The sequence below is a fragment of the Variovorax sp. P5_A3 genome (genome assembly GCF_056400665.1).
Window position 1 is genome coordinate 380131 of the sequence record NZ_JBFUKW010000003.1, and the last position, 16272, is coordinate 396402.

At 66.8% G+C, this 16272-nt stretch carries 19 protein-coding genes; 10 read left to right on the forward strand and 9 right to left on the reverse strand.

Going from position 1 to position 16272, the window contains the following annotated elements; all coding sequences use genetic code 11:
- Positions 1–12: 12 nt before the first annotated feature.
- Complete coding sequence (locus AC1D3B_RS07145) at positions 13–801, reverse strand: SDR family NAD(P)-dependent oxidoreductase (protein ID WP_478189953.1); 789 nt, start codon at positions 799–801, stop codon at positions 13–15.
- A 59-nt stretch (positions 802–860) separates the two neighbouring features.
- Positions 861–1706, reverse strand: a complete 846-nt coding sequence (locus AC1D3B_RS07150; RefSeq protein WP_478189954.1) for an alpha/beta fold hydrolase — start codon at positions 1704–1706, stop codon at positions 861–863.
- A 132-nt stretch (positions 1707–1838) separates the two neighbouring features.
- Between AC1D3B_RS07150 and AC1D3B_RS07155 the strand changes: the two genes are divergently transcribed.
- On the forward strand, positions 1839–2423 hold the full coding sequence (locus tag AC1D3B_RS07155) for a TetR/AcrR family transcriptional regulator (RefSeq protein ID WP_478190014.1): 585 nt from the start codon (positions 1839–1841) through the stop codon (positions 2421–2423).
- Positions 2424–2625: 202 nt separating this feature from the next.
- Here AC1D3B_RS07155 and AC1D3B_RS07160 read toward each other — a convergent pair whose 3' ends face one another.
- A complete protein-coding gene (locus AC1D3B_RS07160; protein ID WP_478189955.1) occupies positions 2626–3684 on the reverse strand; it encodes a DUF72 domain-containing protein in 1059 nt (352 codons plus the stop codon).
- 115 nt (positions 3685–3799) lie between these two features.
- Positions 3800–6055, reverse strand: coding sequence for a glycoside hydrolase family 3 N-terminal domain-containing protein (locus tag AC1D3B_RS07165; protein ID WP_478189956.1), 2256 nt, complete (start codon positions 6053–6055; stop codon positions 3800–3802).
- A gap of 43 nt (positions 6056–6098) precedes the next feature.
- On the opposite strand from AC1D3B_RS07165, the gene AC1D3B_RS07170 reads away from it, so the two are divergent.
- From AC1D3B_RS07170 to AC1D3B_RS07205, 8 genes are all read left to right on the forward strand, one after another.
- Positions 6099–7589 carry a sensor histidine kinase gene (locus tag AC1D3B_RS07170; protein ID WP_478190015.1) on the forward strand — a complete coding sequence of 497 codons (1491 nt, stop codon included), beginning with the start codon at positions 6099–6101 and terminating at the stop codon, positions 7587–7589.
- The gene (locus tag AC1D3B_RS07175) at positions 7586–8206 is read left to right on the forward strand and encodes a response regulator transcription factor (protein ID WP_478189957.1); all 621 of its coding nucleotides are present in this window, start codon (positions 7586–7588) and stop codon (positions 8204–8206) included. Before AC1D3B_RS07170 ends, AC1D3B_RS07175 begins: the two co-directional genes overlap by 4 nt.
- Before the next feature lie 116 nt (positions 8207–8322).
- Entirely contained in the window at positions 8323–8838 is a 516-nt protein-coding gene (locus AC1D3B_RS07180; RefSeq protein WP_478189958.1) for a GlcG/HbpS family heme-binding protein, read from the forward strand.
- A 2-nt stretch (positions 8839–8840) separates the two neighbouring features.
- The gene (locus AC1D3B_RS07185; protein ID WP_478189959.1) at positions 8841–9545 is read left to right on the forward strand and encodes an ankyrin repeat domain-containing protein; all 705 of its coding nucleotides are present in this window, start codon (positions 8841–8843) and stop codon (positions 9543–9545) included.
- Between the two features lie 45 nt (positions 9546–9590).
- Positions 9591–10241, forward strand: coding sequence for an FMN-binding negative transcriptional regulator (locus tag AC1D3B_RS07190; RefSeq protein ID WP_478189960.1), 651 nt, complete (start codon positions 9591–9593; stop codon positions 10239–10241).
- Position 10242: 1 nt separating this feature from the next.
- Positions 10243–10473 carry a hypothetical protein gene (locus tag AC1D3B_RS07195; RefSeq protein ID WP_478189961.1) on the forward strand — a complete coding sequence of 77 codons (231 nt, stop codon included), beginning with the start codon at positions 10243–10245 and terminating at the stop codon, positions 10471–10473.
- Positions 10463–11539 carry a tRNA adenosine(34) deaminase TadA gene (gene tadA, locus AC1D3B_RS07200; protein WP_478189962.1) on the forward strand — a complete coding sequence of 359 codons (1077 nt, stop codon included), beginning with the start codon at positions 10463–10465 and terminating at the stop codon, positions 11537–11539. Before AC1D3B_RS07195 ends, tadA begins: the two co-directional genes overlap by 11 nt.
- Complete coding sequence (locus AC1D3B_RS07205; protein ID WP_478189963.1) at positions 11536–12471, forward strand: LD-carboxypeptidase; 936 nt, start codon at positions 11536–11538, stop codon at positions 12469–12471. Before tadA ends, AC1D3B_RS07205 begins: the two co-directional genes overlap by 4 nt.
- Positions 12472–12513: 42 nt before the next feature.
- On the opposite strand, the gene AC1D3B_RS07210 is transcribed toward AC1D3B_RS07205, so the two are convergent.
- A complete protein-coding gene (locus AC1D3B_RS07210) occupies positions 12514–12771 on the reverse strand; it encodes a hypothetical protein (RefSeq protein ID WP_478189964.1) in 258 nt (85 codons plus the stop codon).
- 229 nt (positions 12772–13000) lie between these two features.
- Complete coding sequence (locus AC1D3B_RS07215; protein ID WP_478190017.1) at positions 13001–13213, reverse strand: hypothetical protein; 213 nt, start codon at positions 13211–13213, stop codon at positions 13001–13003.
- Here AC1D3B_RS07215 and AC1D3B_RS07220 point away from each other — a divergent pair.
- Positions 13149–14096, forward strand: coding sequence for an adenylate/guanylate cyclase domain-containing protein (locus tag AC1D3B_RS07220; protein ID WP_478189965.1), 948 nt, complete (start codon positions 13149–13151; stop codon positions 14094–14096). The genes AC1D3B_RS07215 and AC1D3B_RS07220 overlap by 65 nt on opposite strands.
- Before the next feature lie 49 nt (positions 14097–14145).
- Here the strand turns inward: AC1D3B_RS07220 and AC1D3B_RS07225 are convergent, their stop codons facing one another.
- The 3 genes from AC1D3B_RS07225 to AC1D3B_RS07235 form a co-directional block, all read right to left on the reverse strand.
- Positions 14146–14679, reverse strand: coding sequence for a hypothetical protein (locus tag AC1D3B_RS07225; protein ID WP_478189966.1), 534 nt, complete (start codon positions 14677–14679; stop codon positions 14146–14148).
- A gap of 119 nt (positions 14680–14798) precedes the next feature.
- Entirely contained in the window at positions 14799–15818 is a 1020-nt protein-coding gene (locus AC1D3B_RS07230) for an FUSC family protein (RefSeq protein WP_478189967.1), read from the reverse strand.
- Entirely contained in the window at positions 15815–16213 is a 399-nt protein-coding gene (locus AC1D3B_RS07235) for a MarR family winged helix-turn-helix transcriptional regulator (RefSeq protein ID WP_478189968.1), read from the reverse strand. Before AC1D3B_RS07235 ends, AC1D3B_RS07230 begins: the two co-directional genes overlap by 4 nt.
- Positions 16214–16272 lie beyond the last annotated feature (59 nt).

Sequence of the window (16272 nt, forward strand, 5' to 3'; positions counted from 1 at the left end):
CTTTTTGCCGTTTCAGGCGGCGGTTCGATAGCGCTCTGCCACATGCGCCTGCCGGATGTTTGCGATCAGGGTCTGCCGTGCGGCGTTCAGCACCTCCCAGCGCGCGGCATCATGCAGCGGCGGGATGGTCACGAGTTCGCGGCGGTCGAATCCGACCAGCGCGGCATCTACCAGCTCTTCCACTCCCATCAGATCAGGCATCGCACTGCTGTCGATGCCCGCGCGCTCCCAGATCTCGGTACGAGTGCCGGCAGGCAACACCGCCTGCACGTAGACGCCCTTGGGCGTGAGCTCCAGGCTCAGCCCCTGGGACAGGAACAGCACGAAGGCCTTGGTCGCGCCGTAGACCGACATGCCGAACTCGGGCGCCAGGCCGACCACCGAGCCGATGTTGACGATGGCGCCTTTGCCGGCCTGCGCCAGGCGCGGGGCGATGGCGCTCGCCAGCCTGACGAGTGCGGTGGTGTTGAGGCTGACCAGGCGGGCGACATCGTCTGTCGACTGGTCGATGAACTGACCGGATAGCGCGGCCCCGGCGTTGTTGATCAGGGTTTCGATCCTGGTGTCCTCGCGCAGGCGCGCCTCGACTGCGGCCAGATCGCCAGGCTGGGTCAGATCGGCCGGCAGGATATCGACGGCAGCGCCGGTTTCCTCGCGCAGGCGCGTAGCGAGTGTTTCCAGGCGTGCCTTGTCGCGTGCCACCAGCACAAGGTCGTGGCCGCGGCGTGCGAAGCGGTCGGCATAGATGGCGCCAATGCCGGTCGAGGCGCCCGTGATGAGAACAGTGGAATGGGAGGTCATGTGTTTTCTCTTGATCGAAAAGGTCGTTGGTCAGACAGGAAAAGGGGATGCGGGTGGCATCACTCCTTCAGAAACTGGATCGCGTGTTGGAGGAAGCGCTCGGGATGCTGGAACTGCGCGCCGTGTCCGGCGTCGGGGTAGATCAACAGCTGCGCGTTGGGAATGTTCTGCGACAGATGCCAGGAGTTGATCGTCGGGATCATGATGTCGTGGACGCCGTTGAGCACCAGGGTCGGCTGCGTGACGGCGTTCAGGAAGGCATAGGGATTCGCACCCGGCAATGGCTGGAGGTAGGCGGCGTGCGCCTCGGTCTGGGCTTGAGCGACCGCCATGGAACTGGGCGGGTCCTGGTCGACGCGCTGGTGACGGCGCTCCCAGAAGGCCAGGCCCGCCTGCTTGGCAGCCTCCGAGCGGCCAAAGAACAGGTAGAGGAAGTCATCCGCGGTTGGCACGGGATTGGGCGCGACTTGCAGCACCCTGGGCTCCATCTTCGGATCGCCGCCGCGCAGTCCGGTGCCGAGCAGAAGGAGCTTGCGAACCAGTGGCGGGTGACGCAGTGCGACCTCCTGCACCTGGAAGCCCCCGATCGAGAAGCCAAGCAGATCGACCCGGGACAGGCCCAGCGCCCGGATCACCAGGGCGATGTCGTCTGCCATGTCTTCGATCCGGTTGCGGGGCGCGCCAGTCGATGAGGCAATGCCACGACCGTTGTAGAGGATGACTTCGCGGCCTGCGGCCAGCCCATCAGTCAACAGGGGGTCCCAGTGGTCCATGCCGCCACGGAAATGCTGGACGAAGAACAGAGGGGGCTGTCCGCCGGAGGTGTTGCCCCAGCGGCGATAGGCGAATTTGTCGCCATCCACTTCGACGAAGCGGGTGGGGGCGGTCAGGTGGGTGTCGCTCATATCCGGAAGCCTTCCAAGGTAAGTTGGCTTAATGATGTCGATCATCATCTTTATTGTCAAGGACTTTGATGATGATTGACATCAATGTATATTCACGACTTCACTGATGGCATATCTAGAGAGATCCTGGACATGAAGGTCACCAAAGCGCAGGCACAGGCGAACCGGGCGCGCATTGTCGAGACGGCCTCCACGCTGTTTCGCGAGCGAGGCTATGACGGGGTGGGGATCGCGGACTTGATGGCGGTCGCAGGCTTTACCCATGGTGGGTTCTATAAGCACTTCGGCTCCAAGGCCGAACTGCTGGCGGAAGCGGCGACCTGTGGTTTTGCGCAGTCGGCCGCCAAAGCCGAAGGGGTCGATGCGGTGGAAGTCGTCAAGCAATACCTGTCCCGAGAGCATCGCGACGCTCGGGGTGAAGGTTGCACGATGGCCGCGCTGTGCGCAGACGCTGCGCGTCAGCCGCAGTCGATCAAGACGGCTTTTGCGACCGGCGTTGAAAGCCTGCTAGAGACCCTGGCAAACCAGCACGGCGCGCCCGAGGATGGCAACCGGGAAAGCGACCTGCGCGCCAGGCGCATCGATGTCCTTGCGCAGGTGATCGGCGCGATAGTGCTGTCGCGGGCGTGTCCTGACGACTCGCCACTTGCCGATGAAATTCTGGATGTCTGCCGTGCGGCAGTCCTGTCGAGGCTGTCGGCTCCCCTTGATGCGTAGTTGACGCACTCCGTGTGCGGACGCGACCACGACGTGCCTGATTTTTGACCTCTCTGCACCCGTTTCAGGAGGACACCATGGCCAGGCATGAAATCGCTTCTGACGGTAGAAGCGACGGTAAAGATCCATGTCGATCACAGCCAAGTCCTTGGACCATATGGGTTTGGACGGCCTGTTGATGATGGAGTGGGAGTAAAGGGCCTCAGCGCCCCAATCGTCGCAATTCCTCCGCCAGCGCCAGCGCCGTGAGCGGCGCGGAGCCTTCTGCCTCGTTGCTGATCGTGACATACGCGTTCTGGCCGGCATTCGTTGTGCCGGCGATGACGCGGGCCAGCGCGCCGCGCGTATCGAGGTCGGGGTCGACCAGCTTGTCGAAAGGCTCGTACAGCGTCTTGGCTTCCTCGTACCCGTACGCGCCATGCATCCGATGCAGGTTCCAGCGGCACACCAGAGGTCCGGGCCAGAGCGCACGCAACAGCGGCAGTTGATCGGCGATCGGCGGCATCTTCGAATGCAGGCCGAGGCAATAGGTCGCGCCGGCTTCGCGCAGGACATCGACGAACTGCGGCGTGAGGAACTCGGGATTGCGCACTTCGACGGCGATCACGGCGTCCGGAGCCGTCGGCCGCAGGCTCGGCAGGGCGCGCAGCATCGCGCCGAGCCGAGCCAGGACTTCGGGCATGCGCGCGAGGAGCGCGCCGGGCAGCGGGCTCATCTGGAACACCAGCACGCCGAGCTTGTGGCCGAGCCCGTCGAGCGCCGGCTGCACGAACTCGCCGGCGGCCAGTGCCGCGTCCAGGAAGGCGGGGTTGGGCTCCATGCCGCGCCCATCTTCGCCGCGCACCATGGCGTCTGCGACGAGGCTCGGCGCTTTCACGACGAAGCGAAATTCTTCCGGCACTTGCGATGCGTAGGCGGCGAACTGGCTGGCCGACAGGGGCTTGTAGAAGCTGCGGTCGATGCTCACGGTACGGAACAGCGGATGGTGGGCATACGCGGCGAGCCCGTGCTTCGACAGCACAGACGGCTCGTACTGGCCCCCCCACACCATGCCGGTCCAGCCGGGGAAGGACCACGAGGATGTGCCTATTCTCAGCGTCGCAGGAAGCGCGTCGGCCAATGCCTGTAGTGATGCATCGGGCGGCGCTGCCTGCACCCTTGCACGTAGTTCGGTTGCGCGCTTCTGCGGCTTCTGCGACACGGGCGAAGGAGCAGCAGCCGGAGCGGGTTGTTCGAGGTCGTCGAAAAGCGAATCTTGCATCGTGCGGCAGGTGCGAGGAACGCACATTGTCCCGCACGCCAACCCGACCCCGGCGCGGGCCTACCCGCTGCCCGGTATATCGGCAGCCTTTCGCCAAAGTTGAGCCTCCGGTGCCTCATTCCGGCGCGAGGACGAAGCTGCTCTTCAATCCCTGCGTGGCCGACGGGCCGACCCAGAGGTCGAAAGGCCCCGACTCGACGGTCGGCTTCAGGTCCTGGCCGATGAACATCAGGTCTGCGCGCGAGAGCGTGAATTCCACGTCCGTCGAAGCGCCCGGCGGAATGCGCACCTTGCGAAAGCCCTTGAGCTCGCGCACCGGTCGCGTCACGCTGGCCGACCGCGCACCGATGTAGAGCTGCACCACTTCGTCGGCCTCGCGCCGGCCGGTGTTGGTGACGCGCGCGCGGACCTTGAGCGCGCCGTCCCACGCCATGCGGCCCGACTGGACTTCGAGCGTGTCGTAGCGCACCCGCGCATAGCCCAGCCCGTAGCCGAAGGGGTAGAGCGCGTCGTTGGTCGCGTCGAGATAGCGGGCCTTGTACATCTGCGCCGGTGCATCCGGGAGCTGCGGCCTGCCGGTGCGCTTGTGGCTGTAGTAGTAGGGCACCTGGCCCGGCGTCTGCGGAAAGCTCACCGGCAGCCGCCCCGAGGGATTGACGTCGCCATACAGCACATCGGCAATCGCGCCGCCGGTCTGCGATCCCAGGAACCAGGTGACGAGGATCGCGTTGGCCTGCCGCACGCCGCCCTTGAGCGCGAGGGCGCGGCCGTTGCGCAGGAGGATGACGACCGGCTTGCCTGCCGCGACCACGGCGTCGGCGAGGTCCTGCTGTGCTTTCGGGATCTCGATGTCCGACCGCGAGCGTGCCTCGCCCGACATCTGCTCGTTTTCGCCGATCGACAGCACCACGATGTCGGCCTCGCGCGCCGCTGCGACCGCCGCTGCGATGCCGCCAGCGATGGGTGTATCGACATCCGAGCCACGCACCACCGTCAGCGCTTCGGGCGAAGCCAGCCCGCTGCGCATCGCCTCCTCGATGCCGACGGGCGGCGCCTGGTCCGGGAAGAGGCGCCACGGGCCGAACAGGTCCGACGTGCCGGCGAAGGGGCCGATCAGCGCGATCTTCTTGCCGGACCTGGGCAGCGGCAGCACATCGCCATCGTTCTTCAGCAGCACGATGGAGCGGCTCGCCGATTCCCGCGCGAGCGCCTGATGGGCCGCCATGTCGAAGCGCGGGCCTTTCGGGTCGTCCAGCCCGCGGAAAGGCTGGTCGAACAAGCCGAGCTTGGCCTTGACCCGCAGCACGCGGCGCACTGCGTCGTCGAGCCGCGACTTCGGCACTTCGCCGGACTCGACGAGGACGGGCAGGTACTTCATGTAGAGGCCGCTCTGCATGCTGACGTCGGTGCCGGCCATGAAGGCGCGCCGGGCGGCTTCGCGTCCGTCGGCCGCGAAGCCATGCGCGATGAGTTCCTCGTCGGCGGTGTAGTCGGACACGACAAAGCCCTGGAAGTGCCACTCCTTGCGCAGGACACCGGTCAGCAGCGAGGCATTCGCGTTCGACGGAATGCCGCCGATCTCGTTGAACGCACTCATGATCGAGAGTGCGCCTGCGTCGATCGCCGAGCGGAAGGGCGGCAGGTAGACCTCGCGCAGGGTGCGCTCCGACAGATCGACGGTGTTGTAGTCCAGGCCGCCCTCCGCAGCGCCGTAGCCGGCGAAATGCTTGGGCGTTGCAAGCATGGCATCGCCGCGCGAGAGGTCGCTACCCTGGAACCCGCGCACGCGCGTCGCGGCGAACTGCCGACCGAGGTAGACGTCTTCGCCCGCGCCTTCGACACCGCGGCCCCATCGGGCGTCGCGCGCAATGTCGACCATCGGCGCGAAAGTCCAGCGGAAGCCGTCGGCGCTCGCTTCCTCTGCCGAGGCGCGCGCGGTGCGCTCGGCCAGCGCGGGTTCCCAACTGGCCGTCTCCGCCAGCGGCACCGGAAAAACGGTGCGAAAGCCATGGATGATGTCCGCGCCGAAGATCAGCGGAATCCCGAGCCGCGATTCATTGACCGCGACCTGCTGTGCGCGGCGCTTGCCCTCCAGGCCCTCGTTGTTGAACAGGCCCGTGACGCGGCCGGCGCGGATGTCGGCCAGCTGCTGGTCGAGGCTTTGCTGCGCGGCCTGCGGATTGGCGACGATGTCCACGCCAGCCGGTGCATACAGGCTGAGCTGGCCGACCTTTTCTTCCACCGTCATGCGACCGATGAGGGATTCGACGCGCGCTTCGGCCATCGACGTCTTCACGGCCGTGGTGCAGCCCGTGACCCAGGCAAGAAGCACGAGGACCAAGGGGATGAGTGGGATTCGACGATCGCTCATGGACGCAATTCTGGCGGAGGACGGCGCAGGCACAATCCGCGCCATGAGGCAATGGTTGCGTTCGCAAGGTGGCTGGTGGCTCGCATGGCTGCTGGTCACCGGCGCCGGCGCGGTCTGGATCGCGCGCGCCGAGATCCAGCAACTGCATGAGGATTTCGAGGTCAACGGGCGCATCGCGCACCGCTTGATGAGCCAGCAAGTGGTGCAGTACGACGCCGTGCTCGCGACGCTCGCGCTGCTCGAACCCATGCCGGGCGCCAACCAGCCCGAGCGGCGGCTGCCGTCGGTCTATCCCTCGATCCTCGACGTGCAGCGGCGCGAGGCTGGTGCGTCCTGGCCCGACCCGGCGCTGGCGGATGCCGAGTCCCGATCGCGTGAACTGCGGCGCCCGGAACTTGCGACGGCTGACTTCGCGAGCGGGCGCTACCGGCTGGTGATCGGCGCAGTGCCGACCAGTTACGCGCTCGACATCGACCTCGCGACCGCCGTCCCCTGGCGCGACTGGCCGATGGATCCGAAGACCAGCCCGGTGCGCGTGACGCTCGAAAGGGCAGGGCAGTCCTTCCTGGTGCAGCCGGGCGATGCGACCGCGCCCAATGGCTGGCGCTTCGATTTCCGCAAGGCACTGGCTTCCGAGAGCCAGTCCTTCGATCTCGTGGCGGAGCGCGTCGTGTCCTGGCGCGAACTGCCTTGGGCTTCGATGGCTGCCTGGGCCATCGCGGCAGGGGTCGTGCTCGGCGGCGCCTGCACACTGCTTCGGCAGCGCATCGCCCGGCGGCGCGCTGAAGAGTTGTTGCGGCTCGGGCAGGTGGCGCGGCTCAATGCGCTGGGCGAGCTCGCAGCCGGGATGGCCCACGAACTCAATCAGCCGCTCACGGCCGTGCTTGCGAACACGCAGGCGGCCCAGCGACTGCTGAATGACGAGCCGCCCGAACTGGCAACCGCACGCACCGCAATGCAGCAGGCCGCGGAGCAGGCGCGTCGGGCGGCGGACGTGATCGGCCGACTCCGCCGCGTGATCGCCAAACCTGACCGCCAAGCCGAGACGCGGCCGATCGCGCTGCAGGAGGCGCTGCGCGGTGCGCTGCATCTGCTCGCACCCGAGTTCGACCAGCGTGCAGTCGCGCCGACCGTCGACGATACGGGCCATGTACCGATCGCCGTGCAGGCCGATCCAATCGCGCTCGAACAGATCTTGCACAACCTGCTGATGAATTCCTTGCAGGCGCTGGAGGACGTGCCTGCGGGCGAACGCGGCCTTCGAATCTCGGCCAGCCGCGAAGGAAGCCAGGGCGTGCTGACCGTGACGGACAACGGACGCGGTATTTCGCCGGAGGCCATGCCGCGCATCTTCGATCCCTTCTTTAGCACGCGCGAAGGGGGCCTGGGGCTTGGCCTGAGCCTCTGCGAGACGCTGGCCGTCGGCATGGGCGGCTCGCTCGGCGCCGAGTCCGCCTCGCCGCGCGGCGCGCGCTTCACGCTGCGGCTGCCGCTGGCGGCATCGGCGCGTACTTCGACGGAGCGGCACGCATGAACGAGCCGCTGTCGCCCCTCATCCACCTGATCGACGATGACCTCGCCGTGCGCGAGAGCCTCGCACTGCTGATCGGCACGGTGGGGCTGCGCACGCAAGCGTGGGCGGATCCGCAGGCCTTCATCGACGGCTTCGACCGCAGCAGCATCGGCGCGATCGTGCTCGACGTGCGCATGCCGGGCATCAGCGGCCTCACGGTGCTCGGCACCCTGATCGCGCAGGGTGTGGACCAGCCGGTGATCATGCTCACCGGCCACGGCACGGTGGAAATGTGCCGGCGCGCCTTCAAGGCCGGCGCCGCGGAATTCCTCGAAAAGCCGGTGGACGACGAGCAGTTGCTCGAAGCCTTGCAGCACGCGGTGCGGCAGCACGTCAACTCGCGCGAGCGCACACAGGCCGACCAGGCGGCACGCGAACGCTACCAGCAGCTCTCCGATCGCGAGCGCGAGGTGCTGGGCTACATCGTGACCGGGCTGACCAACAAGGAAATCGCCCGCGCGTTGTCGCTGTCGCCGCGTACGGTCGAGACGCACCGCGCCAATCTGTTCGCCAAGCTGGAGTGCGATTCGCTCGCGCAGCTGATCCGGCGCTACGCGGCGCTGGTCGACATTCCGTAGTTCTACGGAGCGGCGGGCGTAGCCGTACGAATGGTCTCCGGGCCGGGCGGTTTCTACAGTTGCCAGGCGATCGGCGGAATGCCGGCGCAAGCAACCCATCAACATCGGAGAACTCCATGCATTCGACCCTTCGCCTCGGCGGCCTCGCCGTCCTGCTCGCCGCTTCCGCGATGACCGCGCAGGCGCAAGCCCAGGCGCCCAGCCCGGCCGTGCGCGCCGAAAAGAACATGTCGCTCGAACTCGCGAACCAGATCGCTGCCGCTAGCGTCGCCGCCTGCGCCGCCAACGGCTATGCCGTGGCCGCGACCGTGGTTGACCGCGCCGGCACCGTGCGTGCCGTGCAGCGCGCCGACAACGCCGGTGCGCACACTGTGGCCGCCAGCGAGCGCAAGGCATGGACCTCGGCATCGGCCAAGACGCCGACCCTCGCCATGATGGAAAACGCGCAGAAGAACCCCGGCGCGGCGAACCTCGTGAACATCCCCGGCTTCCTGCTGCTCGGCGGCGGCGTGCCGGTGAAGTCCGGCAACGAAGTGATCGGCGCCGTCGGCGTGGGCGGCGCGCCGGGCGGCCACCTCGACGATCAGTGTGCCAACGCGGCGCTCGAAAAGGTCAAGGGCCAACTGGGCTGATCATGACGAAAGCCGCGCTCCGCCGTTCGTGCCTTGCCGTTGTTGCGGCGCTGCTGCTGTCGGGCGGCGGCACATCGCTGGCGCAGGTGCCGCCGACGACCACCGAGGTGCAGGCCTACCAGGGGCTGCATCAGGCGGCGTGGCGCGGCGACACGCCCAGGCTGAAGATGCTGATCGCGGCCGGCGCGAACCTCGATGCGCGCGATGGGCTGGGGCGCACGCCCTTGCACGTCGCGACCTATGCGCGCCAGCGCGAAGCCGTCACCGCACTGGCCAAGGCGGGAGCGAATCTCGATCGCCTGGAAGACGATCGCTATGACGCCGTCACCATCGCCGCGGTCGCGGACGACGTGCCGACGCTCGCGCTGCTGCTGTCGCTCGGCGCGAGCCCCGGACAGACCACGAGCCGCTATGACGGCACCGCTCTCATTGCGGCGGCACACCTTGGGCACGACGAGGTCGTGCGCCGCTTGATCGCGGCAGGCGCGCCGCTCGACCACGTCAATAACCTGCACTGGACCGCGCTGATCGAGTCGATCGTGCTCGGCGATGGCGGACCGCGCCGTCAGCGCACGCTCGTCGCGCTGGTCGATGCGGGCGCCAATCTGCAGCTCGCCGACCGGCAGGGCAACACGCCGCTGCAACTGGCCAAGGCGCGCGGCTACAACGCGATGGTCGAAAAGCTGAAGGCCTCGGGCGCAAAGTAGGGCGGCTCGGGGACAATCGGGCGATCCTTTTCGCAGGGCCGCCCCATGTACATGCCACCCCAGTTCAACGCCACCGACCGCGCGATCGCCGCGGAACTGATGCGCGCGCATCCCTTCGCGACGCTGATCTCGAACGACAACGACGGATTGCCTTTCGTCACGCACCTGCCGCTCGTGCTGGACGATCGCGGCGAGGAGGGCGGCTTCGCTCTGCTGGGCCACTGCGCCAAGCCCAATCCCCATTGGCGCTACTTGCAGGCCCGGCCGACGGCGGTCGTGGATTTCCTGGGTCCGCATGCCTACCTGTCGCCGTCGGTCTATCCGGACCTGGCGCGCGTTCCGACATGGAACTACCTTGCGGTGAACTGCACGGTCGAAGCCCGGCTGATCGAAACACCCGTCGAGAAGGATGCGCTGCTCAAGCGCCTGATCGGCGAGCATGAGCCGGCGTATGCGCAGCAGTGGCGCGACCTCGGCGAGGAGTTCCAGCTCAAGATGCTCAACGGCATCGTCGGTTTCGAACTGCGCGTGACGGCGCTGCAATGCAAGCTCAAGCTCAACCAGCACCGCAAGGAATCGCACGCAGCGATGCATGCGCGCTACAGCGTGGGATCGTCCGACGAGCAGGCGCTGGCCGGCTGGATGAAGCGATTGGGCATGAACATCAGCGACGCAGTCCCGGCGGCGGAGACCTGAGATGCGAGTCATCGGACTGATCGGCCTCGTCCTCGCGCTTGCGATCGTCGGATTGCTCGTCAAGAAGCAGATGAGCAGCATCGCGGCGCCCGCACTGTCGTCCGCCCCGGCGCCGGGCGGTAGCGCACCGGCGGGCGATGCCCGTGCGCAGAGCCAGCAGATCCAGCAGCAGTTCAAGCAGTCGCTCGACGCCGCGATGCAGCAGCGTCGTCCCGTCCCCGATGACAACTGACGCGTATTGGATGGGTCTTGCGCTGGCCGAAGCGCGACAGGCCGCCGATGCCGGTGAAGTGCCTGTCGGCGCCGTGCTGGTGAAGGATGGCGTACTCATCGCCAGCGGCCGCAATGCGCCGGTGGCGCTGCATGATCCGAGCGCGCATGCCGAGATCAACGCGCTGCGCGCAGCGGGCGCCGCGCTCGGCAACTACCGGCTGGACGGTTGTGAGCTCTTCGTCACGCTGGAGCCGTGCGCGATGTGCGCCGGTGCGATGCTGCATGCGCGGCTCGCTCGCTTGGTGTTCGGTGCGGCGGACCCGAAGACTGGCGCTGCTGGCTCGGTGATCGACCTGCTCGGACAGCCGCAGCTCAACCATCACACGCAGGTGCAGGGCGGTGTCCTGGCGGAGGAATGCCAGTCGCTCCTGCAGGCCTTCTTTCGCGGCCGACGAAGCGCGGCACGCGAGGCGGCCGAACCGTTGCGCGACGATGCGCTTCGCACGCCGGCCGAGTGCTTCAGCGCGCTGTCCGACTATGTCTTCGAGCCGCACTACGTGAGCGATCTTCCGAGCCTGAAGGGCTGGCGGATGCACTACCTGGACGAGGGTCCGCGCGACGCGGGCCATGCATGTCTTTGCCTCCACGGTCCGGGCGAATGGAGCTACTTGTTCAGGCATCTCGTGGGTTTGGAGGGGCTGCGTGTCCTGGCGCCCGACCTGATCGGCTTCGGCCAGAGCGACAAGCCCAAGCGCGAGGTCGTGCATCAACTGGCATGGCATCGCGATGTGCTGATCGAATGGCTCGACGACCTGCAGCCCGGATTGCTGGCGCTGGTCCACAGTGCAAGTGCGTCGCCGCTGGCGTCGCTTCTCGTCGAAGCGGCGCCTGGGCAGTTCCCCTGGGTGATGGTCGCGCCGGATGGCGGTGAATCTGCCTCCGATGCGTGGCGCGCGCCTTTTCCCGATCGCGGCTACGAGGCCGCACTGCGCGCGCTGGGCCCCATTCCGAAGCATCGCTCCGGCCCTACGGCCTCCCAGGCGGCCCAGTTGGCCCGGGACGCAATGGGATACTTCGCCCCGTGAAAAAGCACATCTACATCTATTCGCCCTCCAGCGCCGTGCGCGACAAGGCTGCATTCAAGCGTGGCGTCAAACGCCTCAAGGCACTGGGTCACGAAGTCGAGATCGACGAAGCCACCCTTGCCACCCACCAGCGTTTCGCAGGTGACGACGCCACGCGGCTGGCTGCCATCTCGCGCGCCGCGGCCAGCGGGGCCGACATCGCGCTCATCTCGCGCGGAGGCTACGGGCTCACGCGCATCCTCGATGCGATCCCCTACAAGGCGGTGGCCAAGGCCATCCATCACGGCACGGAGTTCGTCGGCGTCAGCGACTTCACGGCCTTCCAGAGTGCGCTGCTGGCCAAGACCGGCGCCGTGACCTGGGCCGGCCCCGCGGTCGGCGAAGACTTCGGCGCCGAGGCCGGCGCGGACGACATCATGGAAGCCTGCTTCGACGACCTGCTCAGCGGGCAGGGCGAGGGCACCGGCTGGCGCATGCCGGCGCGCGACAGCGCCGACCTGCCGAAGATTCGCAGCATCCACGATGCCGTGCTGTGGGGCGGCAACCTTTGCGTTCTGACCAGCCTGCTCGGCACGCCGTATTTCCCGGCGATCGACAAGGGTGTGCTGTTCCTCGAGGACGTCAATGAGCATCCGTACCGCGTCGAACGCATGATCGACCAGTTGCGTCACGCGGGCGTACTGGGCCGCCAGAAAGCCGTGATCCTGGGCTCGTTCACCGGCACGAAGAAGGTGCCGCACGATCGTGGATTCGGCATGCAGACCGTCACCGCGCGACTGCGCGAGCTGATCAAGCCGCCGGTCCTGACCGGGCTGCCTTTCGGTCACGTGCCGACCAAGGTGCTCCTGCCGGTTGGCGCCAAGGTGGAACTGGCCGCCGACGGGCGCGACGTCTTCATGGTGTGGGGGCATCGGCACGCCCATTCCCACTGAGCGAGCCGGAAAGCGCGTCGGCCACGAGGGCGGCGCGCCGGGTCAGGTGGTGATGCGGTTGTGGGCTCTCGGGCCCATCGTGCCGGGAAGACCGCCCTTGAAGAGGCGATTGATCTGTCGCATCTGGCGACGGGCGGCGACTTCGCCATCGACAGCGCTGAGGGCCGTCAGCACGTCCTGGCGGAGATACCAGAGCGCTTCGAGATCACCCGCAAAGCGAACGCGTTGTGCAACGCGCTGGATGGAATGGCCGCCATGGACCTGCAGCAGCGACAGCATGGCGGTACGGATCTGACCCATCTGGCGATCCGCGGAACGGCGAAAGCCGAGCCCGGGGAGGGACAGAAAGCGGAAGAACCTGGTGAGGGCCATGGAGATGAAGGCGAGTTGCCGTGAGCCTTGATGGCCGCTACGTTAAGGCTGGGTTCCCGGCCGCACAAGGGTGGAAACAATTATTCATGTTTAAAAACAACATACTTCACGGAACTGCTCGAGTGTTGGCTGAAGAATGGATACCTAAGTGTTACTTTCAAAAATGAAACGTTGCGTACTCGATGTCACGAAATGAAAAAGCAACAGCTTTGCGGACATCCGGCACGATTTGAGCGCCTGTGACGGTGTTTTCCCGCTCCTTTGCCATAATCGAACAGCGAGAGCTACCAAAAACTGCACAAAACATGGGCGCGAATTCCACTGTCGTATTTGCTGACTTGACGGGGAGCACCAGGGTCTTCGAGGCCATGGGGAATGCGCGTGCGACCGAGACGGTGACGCGGCTGACCCAGTGGATCGGCGGCGTGTGCGAAGCCCATGGCGGCCGCGTCGTGAAGTCGCTGGGCGACGGGGTCTTCGCCATCTTCACGAACGGCGTGACGGCCACGCGGGCCGTGCTGGAGATGCAGCGCAACCACCAGAAGCGACTGCAGACCTGGCCGGCGCCCTTGCGCATGGAACTCCAGATCGGCGTCGCGAGCGGCGAGGTGGTCGAAGTCGATGGCGATTGCTACGGCGACGCGGTCAACCTGGCCTCCCGTCTCAGCGACCTGGCCGGCCCCGGCCAGATCTGGGCGACCGAATCGGTCATCGAGCAACTGCATGAAGGCGAAGTCCGCCACCGCAACCTCGGTCCGATCAACATCCGCGGCAAGAACGAGATGCCTGTCGTTCATCGCGTCGACTGGCAGGACGAGGTGTCCGAGTTCCTCACGATGCCCGCGGCGCTGATCCAGCCGGCGCGCGGCGCGGATTCGTCCTTCGGACAGATCGAACTGGCGTGGCTCGACGTGCGTTCGATGTTCCGTGCTGCGGAACTGCCCATCCACCTCGGACGGGTCGACGAGGCCCAGTTCGTGGTGAACGACCCGCGCGTGTCGCGCCTCCATGCGCGCATCGAAGCGCGCCAGGGGAGTTGCGTGCTGGTCGATGTCAGCACCTATGGCACCTGGGTCCGCTTTCACGGAACGGCAGGGGCCAGCGGCGAGATCGCGTTGAGGCGCGACGAATGCGTGCTTCACGGCAGCGGCGAGATCGGCCTGGGGGCACCGCTCAGCGATTTCAGTGCACCGACCATCTCGTTCAACACCACCGGCGGCAACGTGTTGCTGGCGCGTCGCGACGTTCGCTGAACCACCGAGGGTTCATTCGGGCTGCGGCTGCCGCGTAGCGGCGTTCCCTTCAGGTCGGGTCGAGCAGGCGGAGCACGCGACCGTCCCCGATGAACGACTCGCCCACCAACATCCGGAATGCGGTATCGCGCAGGAACCGGGGGCGCGCCAGCGCCGGAGCCAGGAACTCGACTTCGATCGCCTGCGCCGTTCCGCGTCGAAAACCTTCACCGGGCTGCACCCACCATCTGACCGAGAAGGCCTCGTTGTCGACGACGAGCGCGCAGCGATGCTCGCCTTCGGCGACCGGGGCGTCGTGGGAGGGCAGCTTGGGCGGTCGCAGCGTCAGTTCGACGAGCGCATGAGGTTCGAAGGGCCCACGCGCGTCGAAGGGTGAGGCCGCGGGCGCTGCCGGACGCCGCATCCGCCCGATGAGCCAGGCGATCACGTTGCCGATGATCGGCACCCACAGCAGCAGCATCAGCGTGCCGATGTCGCGCAAGGTCGATCCGGGCGCCGCGAAATGCCGCACGAAGGCGCCTCCGACGGCGACGCACAGCAGGATGATCACGATGAGTCGGCGCCTGAACTGGATGGTGGTCATGAATGGTTCTTCAGGTGCTTATTCGGGAGGCAATGCGGCGGAAACCCGCGCCAGATCAGGCGCCGTGCAAGGGTCTCCCGCCGCTACACACAACGTTATCCACAGAATTGCGGCACAACTCAGGCGCTCAGTTTCGACGACAGGCTCGCCAGGCGCTGCAGGTCTTCGAGCAGGAAATGGAGCGGTCCGGCCAGCAGCGCATCGGCGCGGGGTGAATCCGGCGATGTGGCCGATGATGACACCGCCACCGCCTGAAGCGCGCCGAGGGCCGGCTGTCCAGCGCCTGCAAGGGCATCGCCAAGGCTCGAAAGCGCCAGGCTCGCGGCCTTGGCTGCGTCCTGCGCCGGGTGTGTGCGCAGCACGCGATTCAGCACCGATGTGTCCTGCACGACCCGACGAATCAATCCCGCAACGCGTTGATGAATCCGACCGTCGGTCGGCGCTCCCTTGCGTCGGAAGAAGCGCGATTCCCGGTCGGCGCTTCCCGCGAGCATCGAAAGTCGATCGAGCCCGGTCCGCAGGGCAGCTGCGGCCTTTTCCGCATCCGCCTCGTCGGTCTGTCCGCCCGCGCTCGCCAGTTGAACCTGCCGGGCCATGCGATGCAAGAGTGCCGCGCATCCCTTGCTGAAACGGACCGGCGCGCGGTACTTCGACGAGACGAGCGACACGGCCATCGCGACACCGATGCCGATCGCGATCTGGACCACGCGCAACTCGGCCGCCTGCAGCGCCGAATGGTCCGCGAGGTGACCTGCGGCGAGGACGATCAGCGCAGCGATCGGCGCGCTGCGCAGTGCCGGACTGGCGGCGCTCACGAAAGACAGCATCGCGACGATGACGAGCGTGCTGGCAATGACATTGACGCCCGCCTGCTGCAGCCAGGCACCGAGCAGGCCGCCGAGCACGCCGATCATCGTCCCGCGCGCCCGGTCCCATCCCGCATCGAGCGTGCCGCCGCTGCTCGGCCGCATCACGATCAGGGTGCTCATCACCGCCCAGAAGTGTTCAGGCAGTCCGACCAGTCTTGCAACGACATAGGCGAGCACGACGGCACCTGCCAGTTGCAGCCCGTGATGGCGCTTCTCTTCGTCCATGAAGAACTGGCGCATTGCGCCTTGTGCGGATGACGCGAGGTTCATGAGGTGGCGGATCCGCCATCGCCGGCGCGATCCAGGGTGGCGACGATGCCTTCGAGAATCCCGCAGGCGCGGAGCAGTAGGGCGCGTTCAGTCTCGGTGAGAGTGGCCTCGATGATCCTGGCGAGCGAGATATTGCCTGCCCGAACCGTCGAGGTCAGGCGCTTCATGCCGGTCCGGGTCAGGCTCAGCAGCGACTGGCGGCCGTCCGACGCGTGCGCCTTTCGGGCAAGCCATCCATCGGCCTCCAGTTCAGCAAGGAGACGCGTCAGCGACTGCAGCTTGACGCCTTCTCGCGCCGCCAGTTCCGTCGGGGTCATCGCGCCGCCCCGGTAGAGCTGGCCGACCACGCTCAGCTTGGCGACGCTGAGGCCACCCTGTTGCGAAGTGGGTCGCAAGCGGCGAGATAGCGTAGTGACAGCGCTGCGAAGTCGGGCGGCGCACTGTGCAGAGTCCG